General features: G+C 69.0%; 12 protein-coding genes and 4 pseudogenes. 9 read left to right on the top strand and 7 right to left on the bottom strand.

Translation table 11 applies throughout. The features are described 5' to 3' along the window. Positions 1–54: 54 nt before the first annotated feature. Positions 55–564 (top strand): annotated as a pseudogene (locus ACFWWR_RS41605) (LamG domain-containing protein); the annotation flags it as partial. Here ACFWWR_RS41605 and ACFWWR_RS41600 read toward each other — a convergent pair. Then, on the bottom strand, positions 507–776 hold the full coding sequence (locus ACFWWR_RS41600) for a hypothetical protein (RefSeq protein ID WP_384309232.1): 270 nt from the start codon (positions 774–776) through the stop codon (positions 507–509). The pseudogene ACFWWR_RS41605 and the gene ACFWWR_RS41600 sit on opposite strands and share 58 nt — an antisense overlap. A 14-nt stretch (positions 777–790) precedes the next feature. Here ACFWWR_RS41600 and ACFWWR_RS41595 point away from each other — a divergent pair, with 14 nt between their 5' ends. From ACFWWR_RS41595 to ACFWWR_RS41580, 4 genes are all read left to right on the top strand, one after another. Continuing rightward, positions 791–1,435: a LamG-like jellyroll fold domain-containing protein gene (locus tag ACFWWR_RS41595; RefSeq protein WP_384309230.1), complete on the top strand. Its 645-nt coding sequence runs from the start codon at positions 791–793 to the stop codon at positions 1,433–1,435. A 158-nt stretch (positions 1,436–1,593) separates the two neighbouring features. After that, complete coding sequence (locus ACFWWR_RS41590) at positions 1,594–2,784, top strand: hypothetical protein (protein WP_384309227.1); 1,191 nt, start codon at positions 1,594–1,596, stop codon at positions 2,782–2,784. Beyond that, positions 2,703–5,861, top strand: a complete 3,159-nt coding sequence (locus ACFWWR_RS41585; protein ID WP_384309224.1) for an RHS repeat domain-containing protein — start codon at positions 2,703–2,705, stop codon at positions 5,859–5,861. Before ACFWWR_RS41590 ends, ACFWWR_RS41585 begins: the two co-directional genes overlap by 82 nt. Before the next feature lie 119 nt (positions 5,862–5,980). Further along, positions 5,981–6,358: a hypothetical protein gene (locus tag ACFWWR_RS41580; protein ID WP_384309221.1), complete on the top strand. Its 378-nt coding sequence runs from the start codon at positions 5,981–5,983 to the stop codon at positions 6,356–6,358. A 160-nt stretch (positions 6,359–6,518) separates the two neighbouring features. Here the strand turns inward: ACFWWR_RS41580 and ACFWWR_RS41575 are convergent. Continuing rightward, a pseudogene (locus tag ACFWWR_RS41575) lies at positions 6,519–6,695 on the bottom strand (hypothetical protein); the annotation flags it as partial. A 179-nt stretch (positions 6,696–6,874) separates the two neighbouring features. Next, positions 6,875–7,114 (bottom strand): annotated as a pseudogene (locus ACFWWR_RS41570) (transposase domain-containing protein); the annotation flags it as partial. A gap of 224 nt (positions 7,115–7,338) precedes the next feature. Between ACFWWR_RS41570 and ACFWWR_RS41565 the strand changes: the two are divergent. Then, positions 7,339–7,512 (top strand): hypothetical protein, encoded by a 174-nt coding sequence (locus ACFWWR_RS41565; protein ID WP_384309218.1) that lies wholly within the window; start codon positions 7,339–7,341, stop codon positions 7,510–7,512. Between the two features lie 122 nt (positions 7,513–7,634). Further along, positions 7,635–8,051 (top strand): hypothetical protein, encoded by a 417-nt coding sequence (locus ACFWWR_RS41560; RefSeq protein ID WP_384309215.1) that lies wholly within the window; start codon positions 7,635–7,637, stop codon positions 8,049–8,051. Between the two features lie 219 nt (positions 8,052–8,270). Here the strand turns inward: ACFWWR_RS41560 and ACFWWR_RS41555 are convergent. Both ACFWWR_RS41555 and ACFWWR_RS41550 read right to left on the bottom strand, forming a co-directional pair. Further along, positions 8,271–9,646 (bottom strand): annotated as a pseudogene (locus tag ACFWWR_RS41555) (IS1380 family transposase). Positions 9,647–9,765: 119 nt separating this feature from the next. Beyond that, positions 9,766–10,209: a nuclear transport factor 2 family protein gene (locus ACFWWR_RS41550; protein ID WP_383875158.1), complete on the bottom strand. Its 444-nt coding sequence runs from the start codon at positions 10,207–10,209 to the stop codon at positions 9,766–9,768. A gap of 352 nt (positions 10,210–10,561) precedes the next feature. Between ACFWWR_RS41550 and ACFWWR_RS41545 the strand changes: the two genes are divergently transcribed. Together ACFWWR_RS41545 and ACFWWR_RS41540 are read left to right on the top strand one after the other, a co-directional pair. Continuing rightward, complete coding sequence (locus ACFWWR_RS41545) at positions 10,562–11,380, top strand: SAM-dependent methyltransferase (protein ID WP_384309213.1); 819 nt, start codon at positions 10,562–10,564, stop codon at positions 11,378–11,380. An 823-nt stretch (positions 11,381–12,203) separates the two neighbouring features. Continuing rightward, a complete protein-coding gene (locus tag ACFWWR_RS41540; RefSeq protein ID WP_384309210.1) occupies positions 12,204–13,097 on the top strand; it encodes a phosphorothioated DNA-binding restriction endonuclease in 894 nt (297 codons plus the stop codon). A 337-nt stretch (positions 13,098–13,434) separates the two neighbouring features. On the opposite strand, the gene ACFWWR_RS41535 is transcribed toward ACFWWR_RS41540, so the two are convergent. Then, complete coding sequence (locus ACFWWR_RS41535; RefSeq protein WP_384309207.1) at positions 13,435–14,919, bottom strand: sensor histidine kinase; 1,485 nt, start codon at positions 14,917–14,919, stop codon at positions 13,435–13,437. Further along, positions 14,916–15,665, bottom strand: a complete 750-nt coding sequence (locus ACFWWR_RS41530) for a response regulator transcription factor (RefSeq protein ID WP_384309204.1) — start codon at positions 15,663–15,665, stop codon at positions 14,916–14,918. The genes ACFWWR_RS41535 and ACFWWR_RS41530 overlap by 4 nt, the downstream gene beginning before the upstream one ends. Between the last annotated feature and the right edge of the window lie 229 nt (positions 15,666–15,894).

Raw genomic sequence — 15,894 nt, 5'->3', positions numbered from 1 at the left:
GTCTTCCCGCTGGACGAGTCGGCCACCCAGGCCGACGGCACGGCGACCACCGAGGTGCACGGACGAGCGGACGTGGAACCGGCGGTCTTCCAGGGCGGTGTCACGGCCGGCGCGGCCGGCGCTCAGGACAAGGCGCTGACCCTCGACGGCACCAGCGGCTACGCGGCCACCCGCTCCTCGCACGTCAACAACACGGCGAGCTTCTCCGTGGTCGGGTGGGCGAAGCTGTCGTCGAAGCCCAACCACGCGGGCGTCATCGCCACACAGACCGGTGCCCATCGGCCGGGCTTCGAGTTGTACTACTCGGCCACCTACGGCTGGTCGTTCGACGCCTACACCGCGGACTCCGACAGCGCCTCCATCGTCCGCGCCGCCCAAGGCGACACCACTCATTCACCGGCCGGCGTGTGGACACACCTGCTGGGCTCGTACGACGCGAACACCGACGACATGCGGCTGTACGTCAACGGCTCCTGGGTGGCCACGACGACGTTCGCCGCACCGTTCTACGGCGGTGGACCGACGCAGATCGGCGCCGGATCCATCGACGGCGTCGCGACCAGCTTCTTCCCCGGCCAGATCGACGACGTACAGCTGTACGACCGGGCCCTCTCCGCGCCGGAAGCCGCGGCGATGTACCACGACCAGCTCCAGGTCGAGGGCCGCTGGAAGATGGAGACTGCCTCGGGCAGCCCGCAGATCACACCGGACGCGCTGCCCACGGTGGCCGACCAGCACCCGTTGACCCTCGGCAGCGGCGCGCAGATCGACTCCACGGGGCGCCAACAGCATGGTGGGCACGGGGTCGCTGGTGCTCAACGGCACGTCCAGCGGCTACGCGACCACCAGCGTCTCACCCATCCACACCAACACCAGCTTCACCGTCGGCGCGTGGGTGTCCACGGCCGGGCGGCCGACCAAGCCGGTGACGGTGATGAGCGTGGCCGGCACGGACACCAACGGATTCGCGGTGCGCTACGTGCCCGACGCCGGCGATCCGGCCAACGCGGGCAGTTGGCAGGTGCAGATGGCCAACGCCGACAGCACCACCGCCGTCGTCTCGACCGCCTCGGACACCAGCTTCCAGAGCAACGGCGCGTGGGACCACATCGCGGTCGTCTACGACCTGATGGCCGGGCAGGTACGGCTGTACGTCAACGGCCAGGTGCAGGAGACGCTCTGCGCCGACAGCGACGACGACGGCGTCCCCGATGACCCGTCGTGCACGGAGTCGGTGTCGTGGAACTCCTCCGTGCTGCCCTTCGACGCGACCAAGGGTCTGCAGTTGGGCCGGATCAAGACCGGCGCGACCACGTGGGGCGAGTACTGGCCCGGCGTGATCGACGACGCGTGGGTGTTCGCCGGCGTGGCCTCCGACACCCAGATCGCGGCGCTGGCCAGCGGAGTGGATCTGGACACCACCGCGGGGCCCTGACCCGGCGGGACCACCGGGGCGGCGTGCAGGTCACGTTGCGCCGCCCCGGACGCGAGGCGCTGCAAGAAGCAACCGATCAGACGCGTGTGCGCCGACCCGGCCCGGCGGCGCTTCGTGCTGCCGAAATCGAGGGTTGGGGACGGAAAACGGTGAGAGACGTGGACGGGACAAGAGTGATCAGAAGACGGACATCGCCGGGCGGGGCCCGGGGCAGGGCCGCGCTGCTGGCCTGCGCGGCGCTGGTGGCCGGCCTGCTGCAGGTGGCCGCCGTGCCGGCGGCCCACGCGGACGACATGCCGCACAAGCCGTCCCCGGGCGTGCCGGTGGCCGGCCACTCGGGCGCCACGAAGGTGCCCCGAGCGAGCGACGGCCTGCCGCACCACCCGACACGGGCGCCCAAACGCTCCTGGGCGCGACCCGGGAGCGTCACCGTCACGCTCCCCGCCGCACACTCCACCGGCTCGGCGGTGCGCGCAGGCAGCCTCCCGGTCACCCTGACCGTCCCCGCGGCGGCGAAGACCGCCAAGACGTCGAAGACCGCGCAGCACCAGGCCGCGCCGCTGGCCGGCCCGGCGACGGTACGCGTCCTGGACCAGAAGACCACGCGGGCAGCGGGCGTGGACGGCCTCCTCTTCACCGTCACCCCCCGGCCCGCCGCCAGCGGCGCAACCGTCGGCGTGCGGGTGGACGACAGCGGTTACGCGCAGGCCTACGGGGGCACCCACACCTTCGACAACACCGCCGGCCGCACCCTCACCACCGACGACCACGGTGACGTGTCCACCGCCGCGGACGACCGGTGCACCAGAACCACGTACGTGGACAACAGCACCGCCTGGATCCTGGACGACCCGTCGCGGATCCAGACGCTCTCGGTGGCCTGCACCGCCACGCCGGACTACACCAAGGACGTGCTGTCGGACATCCGCACCGCCTACGACGGGCAGGCCTACGCGACGGCGCCGACAGCCGGGGACGCCACCCACGTGGCGACCCTGAAGTCCCACGACGCCACCACCGCCACCTACCTGGAGTCCGGAGCGGCCTACGACTCCTACGGTCGCGCCACCTCCACCACCGACCTGACCGGCAACGTCACCGCCACCGAGACCGGCACCCCGCAGCGCACCGACCGCACCGACGGCCGCGTCACCACCACGGTCTACACCCCGTCGACCGGATTCCCGACGACGGTGGCGGTCACCACGCCTCCGGCCAACCGGGCAACTCGGCCACCGCGCAGACCAGCACGACGACCCTGGAGCCGGTGCGCAGACTGCCGGTCACGGTCGTCGACGCCAACAGCAAGCGCACCGACACCACCTACGACGCGCTGGGCCGCAAGCTGAGGATCTGGCTGCCCGACCGGTCCAAGGCCAACGGCCAGACACCCACCTACGCCTTCTCCTACACGATTACCGACGGCAAGCCCTCGGCGGTCGGCACGACCTCCCTGGCCCGCACGGGCACCCAGACCTCCTACGTCCTCTACGACGGATTCCTGAGGGCGCGCCAGGCCCAGGCGCCCGGACCGCAGGGCGGCATGCTGGTCTCCGACACCTTCTACGACGCCCGCGGGCTGGAGGCGAAGACCTTCGCCTCCTACTACGCCACCACGGCGCCGTCCACCGTCCTTTTCTCGCCGGACAACGCGCTGTCGGTGGAGACACAGACCTGGAACACCTACGACGGGCTCGGCCGGATCACCCAGAGCCGGCAGGTGGCCGGCAACGGCGACGGCGGCCAGGTCCTCGCGACCACCACCACGGCCTACGGCGGCGACCGCATGACGGTCACCCCGCCGCAGGGCGGCACGCCGACCACCACCATCGTCGACGCGCGCGGCAACACCCGCGAACTGGACCAGTACGCCGCCTCGACGCCGACCGGCGCGTACGACAAGACGCTGTACGACTACACCCCGGCGGGCAAGCTCGCGAAGATCACCGACCCGGCCCTCACCACCTGGACGTACGGCTACGACCAGCGCGGCAACCAGACCACCGCGGTCGACCCCGACAAGGGGACGACCACCTCCCACTACGACGACCGCAACCTGCTGGTGTCCAGCACCGACCAGCGCGGGAAGAGCATCACCCACGTCTACGACGGGCTCGGCCGGGAGACCGAGACCCACGACGGCGACGTCGGCGGGCCGCTGCTGACCAAGCACGTGTGGGACCCGACCGGCTTCAAGGGCCGGCTCGCCACGGCCACCCGCTATGTCGGCGGCGCCACGGGCGCGGCGTACACCGTGACCTACTCGCTGTACGACAACCTGTACCGGGCCCACCGCACTACGACCACGATCCCGGCCGCCGAGGGAGCGCTGGCCGGTTCCTACCAGGGCAACGTGCAGTACAACGCGGACGGCACCACCCAGTCGGTCGGGTACCCCGTGGCCGGCAGCCTCGCCGCCGAAGCGGTCACCCCGACCTACGACGAGGTGCTGCGGCCGGTGACGGTGTCCGGCTCCGGCGGCGCCACGTACACCACGGGCACCACGTACAGCTACACCGGAGACGCACTGCAGTACACCTTCCAGGCGGCCGGGAAGCCGATGACCCAGGTGACCAACACCTACGAGTGGGGCACCCGGCGGCTGTCCAACTCCCGCGTCGACCGCCAGGACGTGCCCGGCACCGACAAGTCCGCCACCTACGCCTACGACCCGGCCGGCGACATCACGTCCATCACCGACGTCTCCCGCGACGGCACCGACGCCCAGTGCTTCCAGTACGACTACCTGGGCCGGCTGACACAGGCATGGGCACAGGGCTCGACGGGCTGCGCCGGCGCCCCGTCCGCTTCGGCGCTCGGCGGGCCGGCCTCGTACTGGCAGTCCTTCGGCTACGACAAGGCCGGCGACCGCACCTCGGAGACCGACCACTCCGCCACCGAGGACACCACCCAGGACAAGGTCCGCACCTACACCTACCCCGCGCCCACCAGCCCGCAGCCGCACACCCTGAGCCAGGTGCAGACCACCGGCCCGAGCGGCACCACGCTGAACTCCTACACCTACGACGCGATCGGCGACACCGCGACCCGCACCGTCGGCGGCACCAAGCAGACCTTGGAATGGGACGGCGAAGGCCACCTCGCCAAGGTGACAGGAGACGACGGGAAGACCACCTCCTACGTGTACGACGCCGACGGCAACCGGCTGATCGGCCGCACCGACAGCGGCACCACGCTGTACCTCGGCGGTACGGAGGTCACCCTCGCCGCGGGATCGACCACCCCGCACGCCACCCGCTACTACGATCTCGGCGACGGCAACCAGGCGGTGCGCACCGACGACAACACGGTGTCCTTCGTCCTTGCCGACAGCCAGGGCACCGGCCAACTACAGGTCAACAGTGCCGACCTGACCATGCAGCAGCGCCGCACCACCCCCTTCGGCGACCCGCGGGGCGCACAGCCCGCGAACTGGTCGGGTGACAAGGGCTTCGTCGGCGGCATCAACGACCCGGGCACCGGCCTGACCCATCTGGGGGCCCGCGACTACGACCCGACCACCGGACGCTTCACCTCGGTCGACCCCGAACTCGACAGCAGCGACCCGCAGTCACTCAACGGCTACGCCTACGCCGGCAACAGTCCCGTCACCCAGAGCGACCCGACGGGGCTGTACACCTGCCGCAACGGCCACGAGGGCTGCAACGAGCACGGCAACGCCTGCGGCAGCGACTGCAGCGCGTGGGCGACCCAGTCGGGCGACTGCGTGCACACTGAATGCTCGAACAGCAAGGTCAACCAGAATCCGCAGGTGAGCCTCAAGACGCAGCGGCAGGTCTCCTACGAGAGGCGCCACTGCGACGACGTGTGCGGAACCCTCGGCATCACCACGCCGAGAGACCCCGAGTGGCAGGACCTGCTGAAGGACCTGTACGGGGGCAACCCGTCGCAGCCCGACCACGACACGTACGCGGCCGAGCACGCACAGGAGAAGAGCGTCGCCTTCACGCCCCACCCGTCGTACGCCTACGAGACCTCCGAGTACATCGGGCCCAACAGCCTCGGCACTCCTGAGGAGATCATGGCCTTCTTCAAGGCGCACCCCCAGGAGATCTTCCCGTTCAAGGTGACCGGCTGCGACTCCTTCACCCAGGGCGCGAAGTGCACGCTCTATCCCGGCGACTCGATGATGCACGGGCTGGGGAAAAATCGCCGGAGGGCCGGGGCCGGTGACGGTGTCCGTCAAGGACAAGACCTCCTTCACCTTCACCGTGACGGGCAAGGGATACTTCGACGACCCGGGATCGCAGATCAAGTTCTCGATCTCGTCGCGGAACAACGGCGTGTATCTGACGCAGAGGGCCCACACCACGGGGTCGGGCTTCCTCGGCTGGCTCGGCGTCAAGCTCGGAATCGCCAGGCAGACCTGGCAGCAGCAGGCCCGCAACCTGACGAACGCCCTTGAGGATCAGTAGGACGCCGGGGGACCCCTGCCGGATCCGGAGGCCGAACGTCCGGGAGGGGTCCGCACGGTCGAAGCGGAGCAGCGGAACAGATGAGAGGCGATGAGAGGCGATGAGAGGCATGGCAAAGTGGTTGCCCTCCGCTGCCTGGGTCGTCGCCGCTGCGGCGATTCCCTGGGCGGCAAGGACACTCGCGACCGGTGACCTCACGGCGGCCCCGCTACTGGTCAGCTTCGTCGTGATCGGCGTCCTGGGCTTCCCCCTGGGCTTCGGCCTCGGCCGCCTGGGCGCCCTACGGGAAGCCGCGGCCGCGGCCGCGCTGGCGGCCGTTGCCACGACGGCGACGTGCGCTGTCCAAAGTTACGGAGCCGGCTTCCGGTGGACTCCGGGTGGACTGGCGTTCCTCTTCCTGGTGGCCGTGATCGTCGTGGTGACGGTCCTGCCCTTGCTGGGACTCGGATTCGGCATCGGCTGGGCGGTGAGAAAACAGAGGCGGTGAGGCTCCACGCCGGGCTCTGCTCCAGGGTGTCCGCTCTGCGAGTCAGGGCCCGGCGTGCCGTTCCAGCAGGGGGCCGGACGCTGAACGGCTGCACCTCGAGCAGGACGATGGTGGTGTTGGACCGGACCACCCCCGGAGCTTCCAGCAGGAGGTTCGTGATGCGGTGGAGGTCCTCGGTGTCCCGGGCGACAACGCGCGCGAGCAGGTCGCCGTCGCCGGTGGTGACGAGCAGCTCACCGCTGCGATCAGGCCGCGGGTGCCTGTTTCGCACAGGGTCATGAGCATCAGCCGGGGGTGGCCAGTCGGGCCGTAGCGGCGTTCGGTGCGGCCGAGCCATGACCGGTTGCGCTCGTGGTCGGGAACGGACAGGCTCCCGCAGCCGTCGAAGGCCACCGTGCGCCAGCGGCGGTAGCGCACTCCCGGTGTGGACGGCTGGGCCAGCGGCCCGGCCAGCACGTCGAACAGCCGCTTGAACGGGGCCACCCCGACCCGCCGACGCAGGTCGCGAAGTGCCTTCTCTGACGGCTGCGGCACCCGGGCGGCCAGTCCGGCTGCGAGTTTGGCCCACACCAGTCCGGTGCCCAGATGCTCGAACAGCCCGAGCGCGAGCACGAAGTACACCCCGACGCGGGAGGGGAGGCTCCGAAGCCGTCGCTCGCGAGCCCCGCACTCATCCAGTACCGCATCCACCAACTCGGGCGGGATGACCTGCGTTAACTCACCAATAGGCGCGAACACGTCATCGGTTCCGCCCATGACAGACTTGGCCACTGGGCCTCTGCTTTCTCAGGAAGATCTTGGTCGATCCCCTGGATAGCAGAGGCCCCTTCTGTCTCTCGCCACGCTTGACACCGCCAACAGGGCCTTAACTTCGTGGCATTGCATGATCAACAGCTTCTGTTAGGACCTCTAAGAGGGGCATTGACGAATACGTCGCGATGAATCCTGGTAGCTTCGGCGTCCTCAACCTCCGCGGCACCATGAACAAGTTGGGCAAGAACGGCGAGGTTGCGGTAGGCGCGAAAGGTACAGGCAGCTGGAACTGGACCCGCAACAAGCGCTTCATAGATGACGCGCTGGCCAGCGGCGCGCCGATTCGTTTGGTATCAGACCCCGCAAAGTCTCTCTACGCCAAGGGAAACGTCTTCCAGTGAGAGCTGAATTATCTCATAGGCAAGGGGTACGGCTGGCAAGAGATGGACGGCTACTGGGAAGTCGTCAGAGTCCGTCCTTAGGTCAAAAAAGGAGAGCAGGAACGTCCATGGTTCGACGAAAAGTGAACTTCTTCGACGAAGTCCGTGCGGTCTGTGCCGACATGGCAGACGACCTGAAACTCACTGGTCCCCAGGAGAGGGACCTGATCCTGCCGAGCTCCAGCTACAAAGGCGCTGGAGTCGAGTACCGGTTCCGGATCGATGGCTCGGAGGGAAGTGTAGATTGTACCGTCGAAATACAAACGGAAACCGTTACACTGATTGTGGACATCGAGCCGCTGGCCATCGCTGCCGGTGTGGTGGAGAAGCGTGGTGGGGTGTCCTATAGTGCCCGGAACCTGAACCAGTTGCGGAAATCGCTTCAGGGGCAGGCCGAATACGTCCGCCGTGTGCACCCGTTCCTCGCCGACCCCGCCACCGCCGAGAACCTGATGCGGCAAGCCGATGCGCGTGAATGGACCCGGCGCGACACATCGTGATCCGGGACCATCAAGTCGGCGAACTGGCCTTGGCCGCATCCGGGGTGGGCGCAGTTTAGCCTCGGCATTTCATGACGGCTCGTCGGTGCAACTGGCGGGCCGTTTAGGCGTGTTGGGCTGATGGTGGGCAGCGCGAGGGCCCGGCTGTCGCGTCGGGTGGGCGCCGGGTTCCACGGCTCCGGCGGGGTGGTGCTGCTTGCAGGGAAGGGAACGCGCTGGTCAGCGGGGTTTCGGCAGGGCTTCGAGCCGGGTCAGGGCCTCGGTGATCACACCGCTCCATGGCCAGTGGTGGGCGAGTCGGAGGATGCGCCGGCGGCCGGTGGTGACCAACTGGGCGGCGGTGGAGAACAGCCGCAACCGGAGGCGGCGGGGCTCCCAGAGACGGGGCTTGCCGGTCAGGGCGAGCATCGGCATCCAGGCGAGCAGGTCCAGGGCGATCTGGGCGATCTCCAGCAAGATCCGGTTCTGCGCCATGTCATGAAGCGGGAGATTACGCAGGCCGGTGGCGCGGGCGGCGCGGATGCGGTCTTCGGCACGGGCGCGCTGGCGGTGACGCAGTTCCAGCGCGGCGATCGGGACGTTCTTGGTGTTGGTGGCGAAGCAGGTCAAGCGCATGCCGTCGGCGTCGGTGAAGCGCAGCTGGGCGCCGGGGTGCGGGCGTTCCCTGCGGACGATCAGCCGCATCCCTTCGGGCCAGCCTTCAGGCAGTCTCCGTCGAGTTCGGCCACCCAGGCGCCGTCGCGGATCTGGCCGCCGGGTTCGACGGCCACCGTCCAGGCCGAGGCGGGAACCTTCAAGACGGTCTGATGGATGGCGTCGGTGATGGTCATGCCGACCGAGTAGGACAGCCACCGGCCGCGCGCGGACAGCCAGTTGACGAACTCGTGGGTGCCCCCGCCCGAGTCGGTGCGGATGAGCGTCCGCCGTCCACGGCGGTACTTCTTCGGCAGCTGCCTCAGGGCGAGTCCGGCCGCTTCGATGTGATCTGCCGCGGTGTTGCTCCCCGCGTTGCCCGGCCGCAGCAGACCGGCCACGGGTTCGCCGGACCCGCCGCGGCCGTGGTCGACGAACCCCATCAGCGGGTGGTGCCCGAAGGTCTTCTTCCAGGTTGCGGCCGCACCCTGCTTCTCGGAGTGTGCGATGACGAGCACCCCGTCCAGGTCCACGGTCACCTGACCGTCGGCATCCGGAGCTGCCTGACCGGCCAACGTCCAGACGCGTTCACGTACTTCGGCCCGGGCAGTACGGATCGCCGTCAGGGCCCGATCCCCGCCCGACGCGAGGGCGTCGATCAACCGGGACACCGTCGGATCGGAGGCCACCGGCCCAAACACCGCAGGCTCGGCCCGAAGCATGCCCACATCCGCCGGGCAGTCCCCGCCCAGCGCGAGGGCGAGCGCCACATCAAGCAGGACCTTGCCCGGATCATGCACCGCCCGCGCCTTGCGCCACGGCGCCAACGCCGCCGATATCGCCCTGTCCAGGCCGGCCTTGCGGATCGTCTCCACCAGCAGCACACCGCCGGCCTGGGAGACCACCCCACGACCCCCACCTTCGGTACGGACACGCGGGTAGGACCCGATACGCTTCTTCACCTGGAGAGCGCTTCTTTCATGCGACGCTGGACCCTAGACAAGTTCCATCGTTGCAGGTCAGGAGCACTCTCCGCGTTTCTGATCACCTACCGGACGCTCTGCCACGTGAAAGCGCGAGGTTAGGAAACGCTCTTGCGCAACGACGCGATGAGGCGGTCAAGATCCCCGCGTGCCGTGTACGTACGGATCGGGTCGATGTAGTCGCGTGACTCGATGATCTGACCGTCCCGCACACGCATGACGAAGATGCAGGGCACCTTGGCCATGGAGTCGTCCGGCAACGTGAATTCGTAGGCGAACTCGGCGACGATCACTTCAGGATCGGCGGTCTCGTGAACGACGACATCGACGACACTCCTCTTCGGCAAGGACTCCCGAACTTCCGGCGGCACCGTGAAGTGCTCTCGGAGCGCACGCCGACTCGTCAACGGCTCAGACTCCGGCGTCGCCATCGGATGGCGGACGTCGGTGACCTCGCCATACAAGTCAGGCAACTCGCTTAAGTTCCCGTCGGCGACCCCATGAACAAGCTGGAGAAACACCTCGCGCGGACTCAGACTCACAAGACCCCCCAAGTGATACGCACAGGCAGCTAACGATCATTATCGCCTGATGCGGGCCCGTACTGCGGACTGTCTCGACCAGCAGCACCCCACCCGTCCGATCCCACCCGTGGCGCTGGACGCGGACATGCGGTCTTCACCTGGGAAGTGCTCCTTCGACAGCAACGGCCAGGACCCTCCACAGGTCTCATCGTTGCAGGTCAGGAGCACTTCTCGCGTCTCTGAGTAAGCGGTAGGCGGCACCGCTCGTGAAAGCCCGAGGCTAGGCGTCCATGCCCTCTCGCCGCCCCGACCGGCTGGAGGATCCCAAAACGAGGCTGCCCAGGCGACGTTGCGGTGAAGAATGGCAGCCATGACGAACGAGGGTTCCTCCATCGACCCGGCCAAGCCCAGCATCGCCCGCGTCTACGACTACCTGCTCGGCGGCAAGGACAACTACGCCGTGGACCGTGAGATCGGCGACGTGTTCAAGCGCGACCTGCCCGGTTCGGTGGCCATCGCCTTCGCCAACCGCGCGGCCCTGACGCGGGCGGTCAGGGAGATCGCGAAGACCACTGGCATTCGGCAGTTCATCGACCTGGGCAGTGGCCTGCCGACCGCGGACAACGTCCACCAGGTCGCGCAACGGCACGCTCCCGAGTCCCAGGTCGTCTACGTCGACATCGACCCCCAAGTGTTGGTCCACGGCCGCGCACTGCTGGAGAACAACGACCGGACCCGCGTCGTCGCGGTCGATGTGCGAAACCCCGAAGGCATCCGCACTCACCCCGACACCATCGAAATCATCGACTTCGCTCGTCCCGTCGCCGTCATCCTCAGCGCCATCCTCCACCACGTCAACGATGACGAGGACCCTGCCGGCATCGTCCGCTACTGGCGCGACCACGTCCCCTCCGGAAGCTACTTCTTCGTCAGCCACTTCCGCTCCGGCAACAACCCGGAGACCGCGGAGGCCGAGAAGGTCCTCCAGCAGACGTTCGGCCGCGGCCGGTGGCGCACCGACGCGGAAATCGCCTCCCTGCTGGACGGCCTGGAGATCCTCGACCCCGGGATCGTCCCCGCGTCCCTGTGGCGTCCCGACGAGACCGACAATGCGTGGGACAGGGGCGAAAGACGAGAGCTCACGGTCTGGGAACACCTCATCGCCGCCGGACTGGCCCGGAAAACCTAGACGTGATCCCCGGATGGCGATCGCCGGGCGGTTGCGCATCTGGCCGCCAGATCGCCGGGGTGGCAAGGCGCCTCGGTATCGACGCCGGCAATTGAGCGGATTGACGTCCTGCCCGACCGCACCGCCCAGACCCTGGCCGCGTGGCTGCGCGAGTTTGCCGGGGCCGAGTACGTCTGCCACGACGGTGGGATTGATGTTGCGACGGGCTGGCCCTTCGCGCCTGGCGAAGCCGAGGACTCCTCGCCGTCCTGTGTGCCGGGTGGCCGCAAGGCTGACGCCTTGACAGTGAAGTCAGTCGCCCCAGATCAGAGCGACGACGTCGACTAACTTCAGTGTCGAAGGACAACTGGTGAACCGTAGAAATGGGCCGACGGACGAGTGACCAGCCGTCCGAAGTCCAGGCAAGTTTCGGCAAGTTTCTGCCTCGACGGCACCGTCGCGGGCAAGCTCCGGCACAGAGATCGTTGCCGGCATCCGAGGAGGAGTCGTGAGTGAGGTGATCCGTCGTCATGGCGGGCACGGTGGCCCGGCGGTTGCCCCAGACCCCTTTGCCAGAGTTTTGGCGCTTCTGGTGCTCAAGTTGCCGAGGCCCGACCGGGCCTGAACGTGCCCTGAACACGGCGGCCGATGGGCTGGTCAGCGGCGTGTGAGCGGTGGTATCGGAAGCCTCCCGACGTTCACAGGACCGCGTGACCACGCGTTCCCCCCGGGCACCAAGGCTTGTCCTGCTCTACCGGTCGAGATCCGTATGCGACGACGGACCCGGCTCGGTCTCACCACAGCCTCGGACACGGTGGATGGAACACCACTACGATCACCGGCCATGGACTGGCTCGAACGCACCGCGAAGCTGAGGCAGTGGGCCAGAAACGGGACGCGCGCTCCTCATAAGCCACTGCTGCTCCTGTATGCGCTCGGACGGTTCCAGGAGGACGCCGAGGGCGAGCTGCGGTACAGCGCTGTGGAGGCAGACCTTCAGCGACTGATGACCGAGTACGGCCCTCCCAACAGGACGACACCTGCCTACCCGTTCCACCACTTGGTCAGCGACGGCGTATGGGAAGTCCGTACCGACCGAGGACCCGGCAGTCCCGGAACCGGACTCCGAGAGCTCCGGGAAGCGGGAGCCGCCGGACGGCTTGCACCCGAGCTGAGATCAGCACTGCGACGCGACCGCCAACTGCTCACCCGGATCGCACGGTTACTGCTCGACCGTCACTTCCCGCCCTCTCTCCACGGCGAGTTGTGCGAAGCCGTGGGCCTGGAACTGGAGCCGATGGAGATCGAGCGGCTCTCGACGGCGCGGAGGCAGCGGGACCGGCGGATGCGAGAGCTGGTACTGACCGCCTACGAATACCAGTGTGCCTTCTGCGGCTACGACGGCAGGATCGGCGCGGTGCCGGTCGGGTTGGAGGCCGCGCACGTGCGCTGGTGGGCCTTCGACGGCCCGGACGATGTCGACAACGGGCTGTGCCTGTGCTCACTGCACCACAAACTCCTCGACAAAGGCGTCCTCGGTATCGGCGACGACCACCGCGTCCTGGTGTCGCAGCGCTTCGTCGGCAGCAGCTCCGTCGCCCGCGAACAGGTCATATCGCTCGCGGGCCGCCCCCTCATCGGCCCACAGCTGGGCACCCGGCCCGTCGCCGCAGCCCACCGCGCCTGGCACACCAGCCAGGTGTTCCACGGCACTCCGCGCGCTGTCCCTGCGGCCTGACAGATCCCCCAAAGACGTCGGGCGCCCATGTGCAGCCGCGACGGCTCCACACAGTCGGCCCGTGCGTCGACGAGCCCCGAGCACGAGCAAGGCCGCATCGCCACGGCACTCGTCCGCCCTGCGGCGTCGTGCTCGTAGCGTGCCCTTCAGAGGGGACAACCACGGTCGGCATCGGTGCCCGACGCTGAGCAAGCACCATCGCTTCCCAAACGAAGAGTGCGAGTTCGATTCTCGTCACCCGTTCCAGATTGAGACCCCAGGTCAATGGCCTGGGGTCTATTGGTCTCTGTGGGTGCTCCCCTGAAAGCAGGGACCGGGAGGATGGAGCGGTTTCCGGTCACTCTTCGCCGGCGGGGAGCCGGACGGTGAACGCGGTCGATCCGGGGCCACTCTCGAGTGTGACGCTTCCGTCGTGGGCCTCCGCCACCGCCGCCACGATCGACAGACCGAGGCCGGCGCCGGTGCCCGCGCCCTCGGCGCGGCGGCGGTCCGCGCGGGTGAAGCGTTCGAAGACTTTGGGCCGGATGTCCTCGGCAACGCCCGGCCCGTCGTCGTGGACCTTCAGTACCGCCGTGCCGGCGTCGGTCTGCAGGGAGATGGTCACCGTGCTCCCGACGGGTGTGTGCAGGCGGGCGTTGGCGAGCAGGTTGGCCAGTACCTGGTGGAGGCGGTGGGCGTCGCCCGGCACCGTCACCGGCTCCTCGGACAGCTCCAGCATCCAGCGGTGTCCGGGGCCCGCAGCCTGCGCGTCCGTCACCGCGTCCAGGACCAGGCGGGTCAGGTCGACGGGACGGCGTTCCAGGGGGCGGCCCGCGTCGAGTCGAGCGAGGAGCAGCAGGTCGTCGACCATCTCGCCCATCCGGGCCGCTTCGGCCTCGATGCGCTCCAGGGCCCGCACCACCTTCTGCGGCACCGGGTCCGGGTGCAGCAGCGCCAGTTCCGCGTGACCGCGGATCGATGCCACGGGTGTGCGCAACTCGTGGCTGGCGTCGGCGGCGAAACTGCGCAGCCGTTCCTCGCTCGTGTGCCGTTGGGTCAGCGCGTCCTCGACGTGGCCGAGCATCGCGTTGAAGGCGTCGGCGACGCGTCCCACCTCACTGCGTGGGTCGCTCTCGGGCGCACGGGGCGCGGGCGCCACCTCGCCGCTGGAGAGCGGGAGTTCACTGACCTGGGTGGCGGTCGCGGCCACCCTGCTGAGCGGTCGCAGCGACCAGCGCACCCACAGGGCTCCCGCGACACCGGCGACGGCGAGCGCCGCGCCGAAGACGATCGCGGCGACCAGCTCCAGCCGGTGGACGGCGGCCTCCACGGACTCCATGGGCAGCCCGGTGATCAGGACGTCGCCGTCCCTGCCCTCGATCGCCATCATGCGGTAGTCGCCCAGCGACGAGAGGTCGGTCGTGTGCCCCTCGCCGTCGGCCGGCAGCCCGGCCAGCTTTCTCCTGTCCTGTGCGCCGAGCGAAACGGTCACCGTGCCCGTACCGCTGCCGGACGCCACCACCGCGGCGTTCGTGACCGTGTCGCCGACCAGCCGGGCGCCGAAGGTTCCGACGGTCTGACGGCGGGTATCACCGTCGCCGTCCTCGTCGCCGTCGTGGTCGGACGGCAGCGTCCCACCGTGCTCCAGGCTCGCGGGGAACCGCACGCCCGCCTCGCGCAACTGCTGGTCGAGACGGCCGGTGAGAAAGCCGTTCAGCTCCACCACCGCCGCCACCCCGACGGCCGCGCAACTGACTGCGAGCAGCACGACGAGGCCGGCGGTGAGCCGCGCCCGCAGCGTGTGCGGCCGGGACAGGCGCGGCAGCCGGAGTCGTGTCCTCACCGGGCCACCGGCTTGAGCACGTATCCGGCGCCCCGCACCGTGTGGATCATGGGCGGGCGGCCCGCGTCCACCTTCTTGCGCAGGTAGGAGATGTACAGCTCGACGACATGGGCCTGCCCGCCGAAGTCGTAGGACCAGACGCGGTCGAGGATCTGCGCCTTGCTGAGCACCCGGCGCGGGTTGCGCATGAGCAGGCGCAGCAGTTCGAACTCCGTCGGGGACAGCTCGACGAGCTCGCCACCGCGGGTGACCTCGCGGGCCTCCTCGTCCATGACCAGGTCGCCGACGGTCAGCCGCGGCCCGTCCTCCGTCTGCCTGGCCATGCCGGCCCGGCGCAGCAGCCCGCGCAGCCGGGCGACGACCTCCTCCAGGCTGAACGGTTTCGTCACGTAGTCGTCGCCGCCCGCCGTGATGCCGGCGATACGGTCCTCGACGCCGTCCCGTGCGGTCAGGAAGAGCACGCACACATCGGGACGTACGGCGTGCAGCGAGCGCAGCACGGCGAAGCCGTCGGTGTCCGGGAGCATGACGTCGAGGACGACGGCGTCGGGCAGCAGCTCGCGTGCCGCGGCGACGGCCGAGACGCCGTCGCCGGCCGTGCGTACCTCCCAGCCCTCGTACCGCAGGGCGCCGTAGAGGACCTCCGCGAGGTCGGGGTCGTCGTCGACGACGAGGACCCGGATCGGGGTGCCGTCGGTCCGGGTCAGCGCGGGGCGGCCGGAGCCGCGAGGGCGGGGAGTGTTCATCTCAGGTACCAGGATGCGGCCTCGTCGCGTCCCGGGCTGCTTCCCTGACCTCTGAGTTCGCTCTGAGTGCGCCGTGCCGCCGGTCCGCTCCCCTCGGCTCGATGACCCTTCCCACCTGCGGCGGAGCTGCGCCGCCCACCGCGCGCTGAGAGCCGGCTCAGAGGTTGCGTCGGCACAGTGGCGTCCCGCACGGCCAAAGGGACGTACGGACGGACAGCCGAAGGGACAT

The organism is Streptomyces sp. NPDC058678, from assembly GCF_042714835.1.
GTDB lineage: Bacteria > Actinomycetota > Actinomycetes > Streptomycetales > Streptomycetaceae > Streptomyces.
This window is presented reverse-complemented; position numbering and strand designations above follow the sequence as displayed.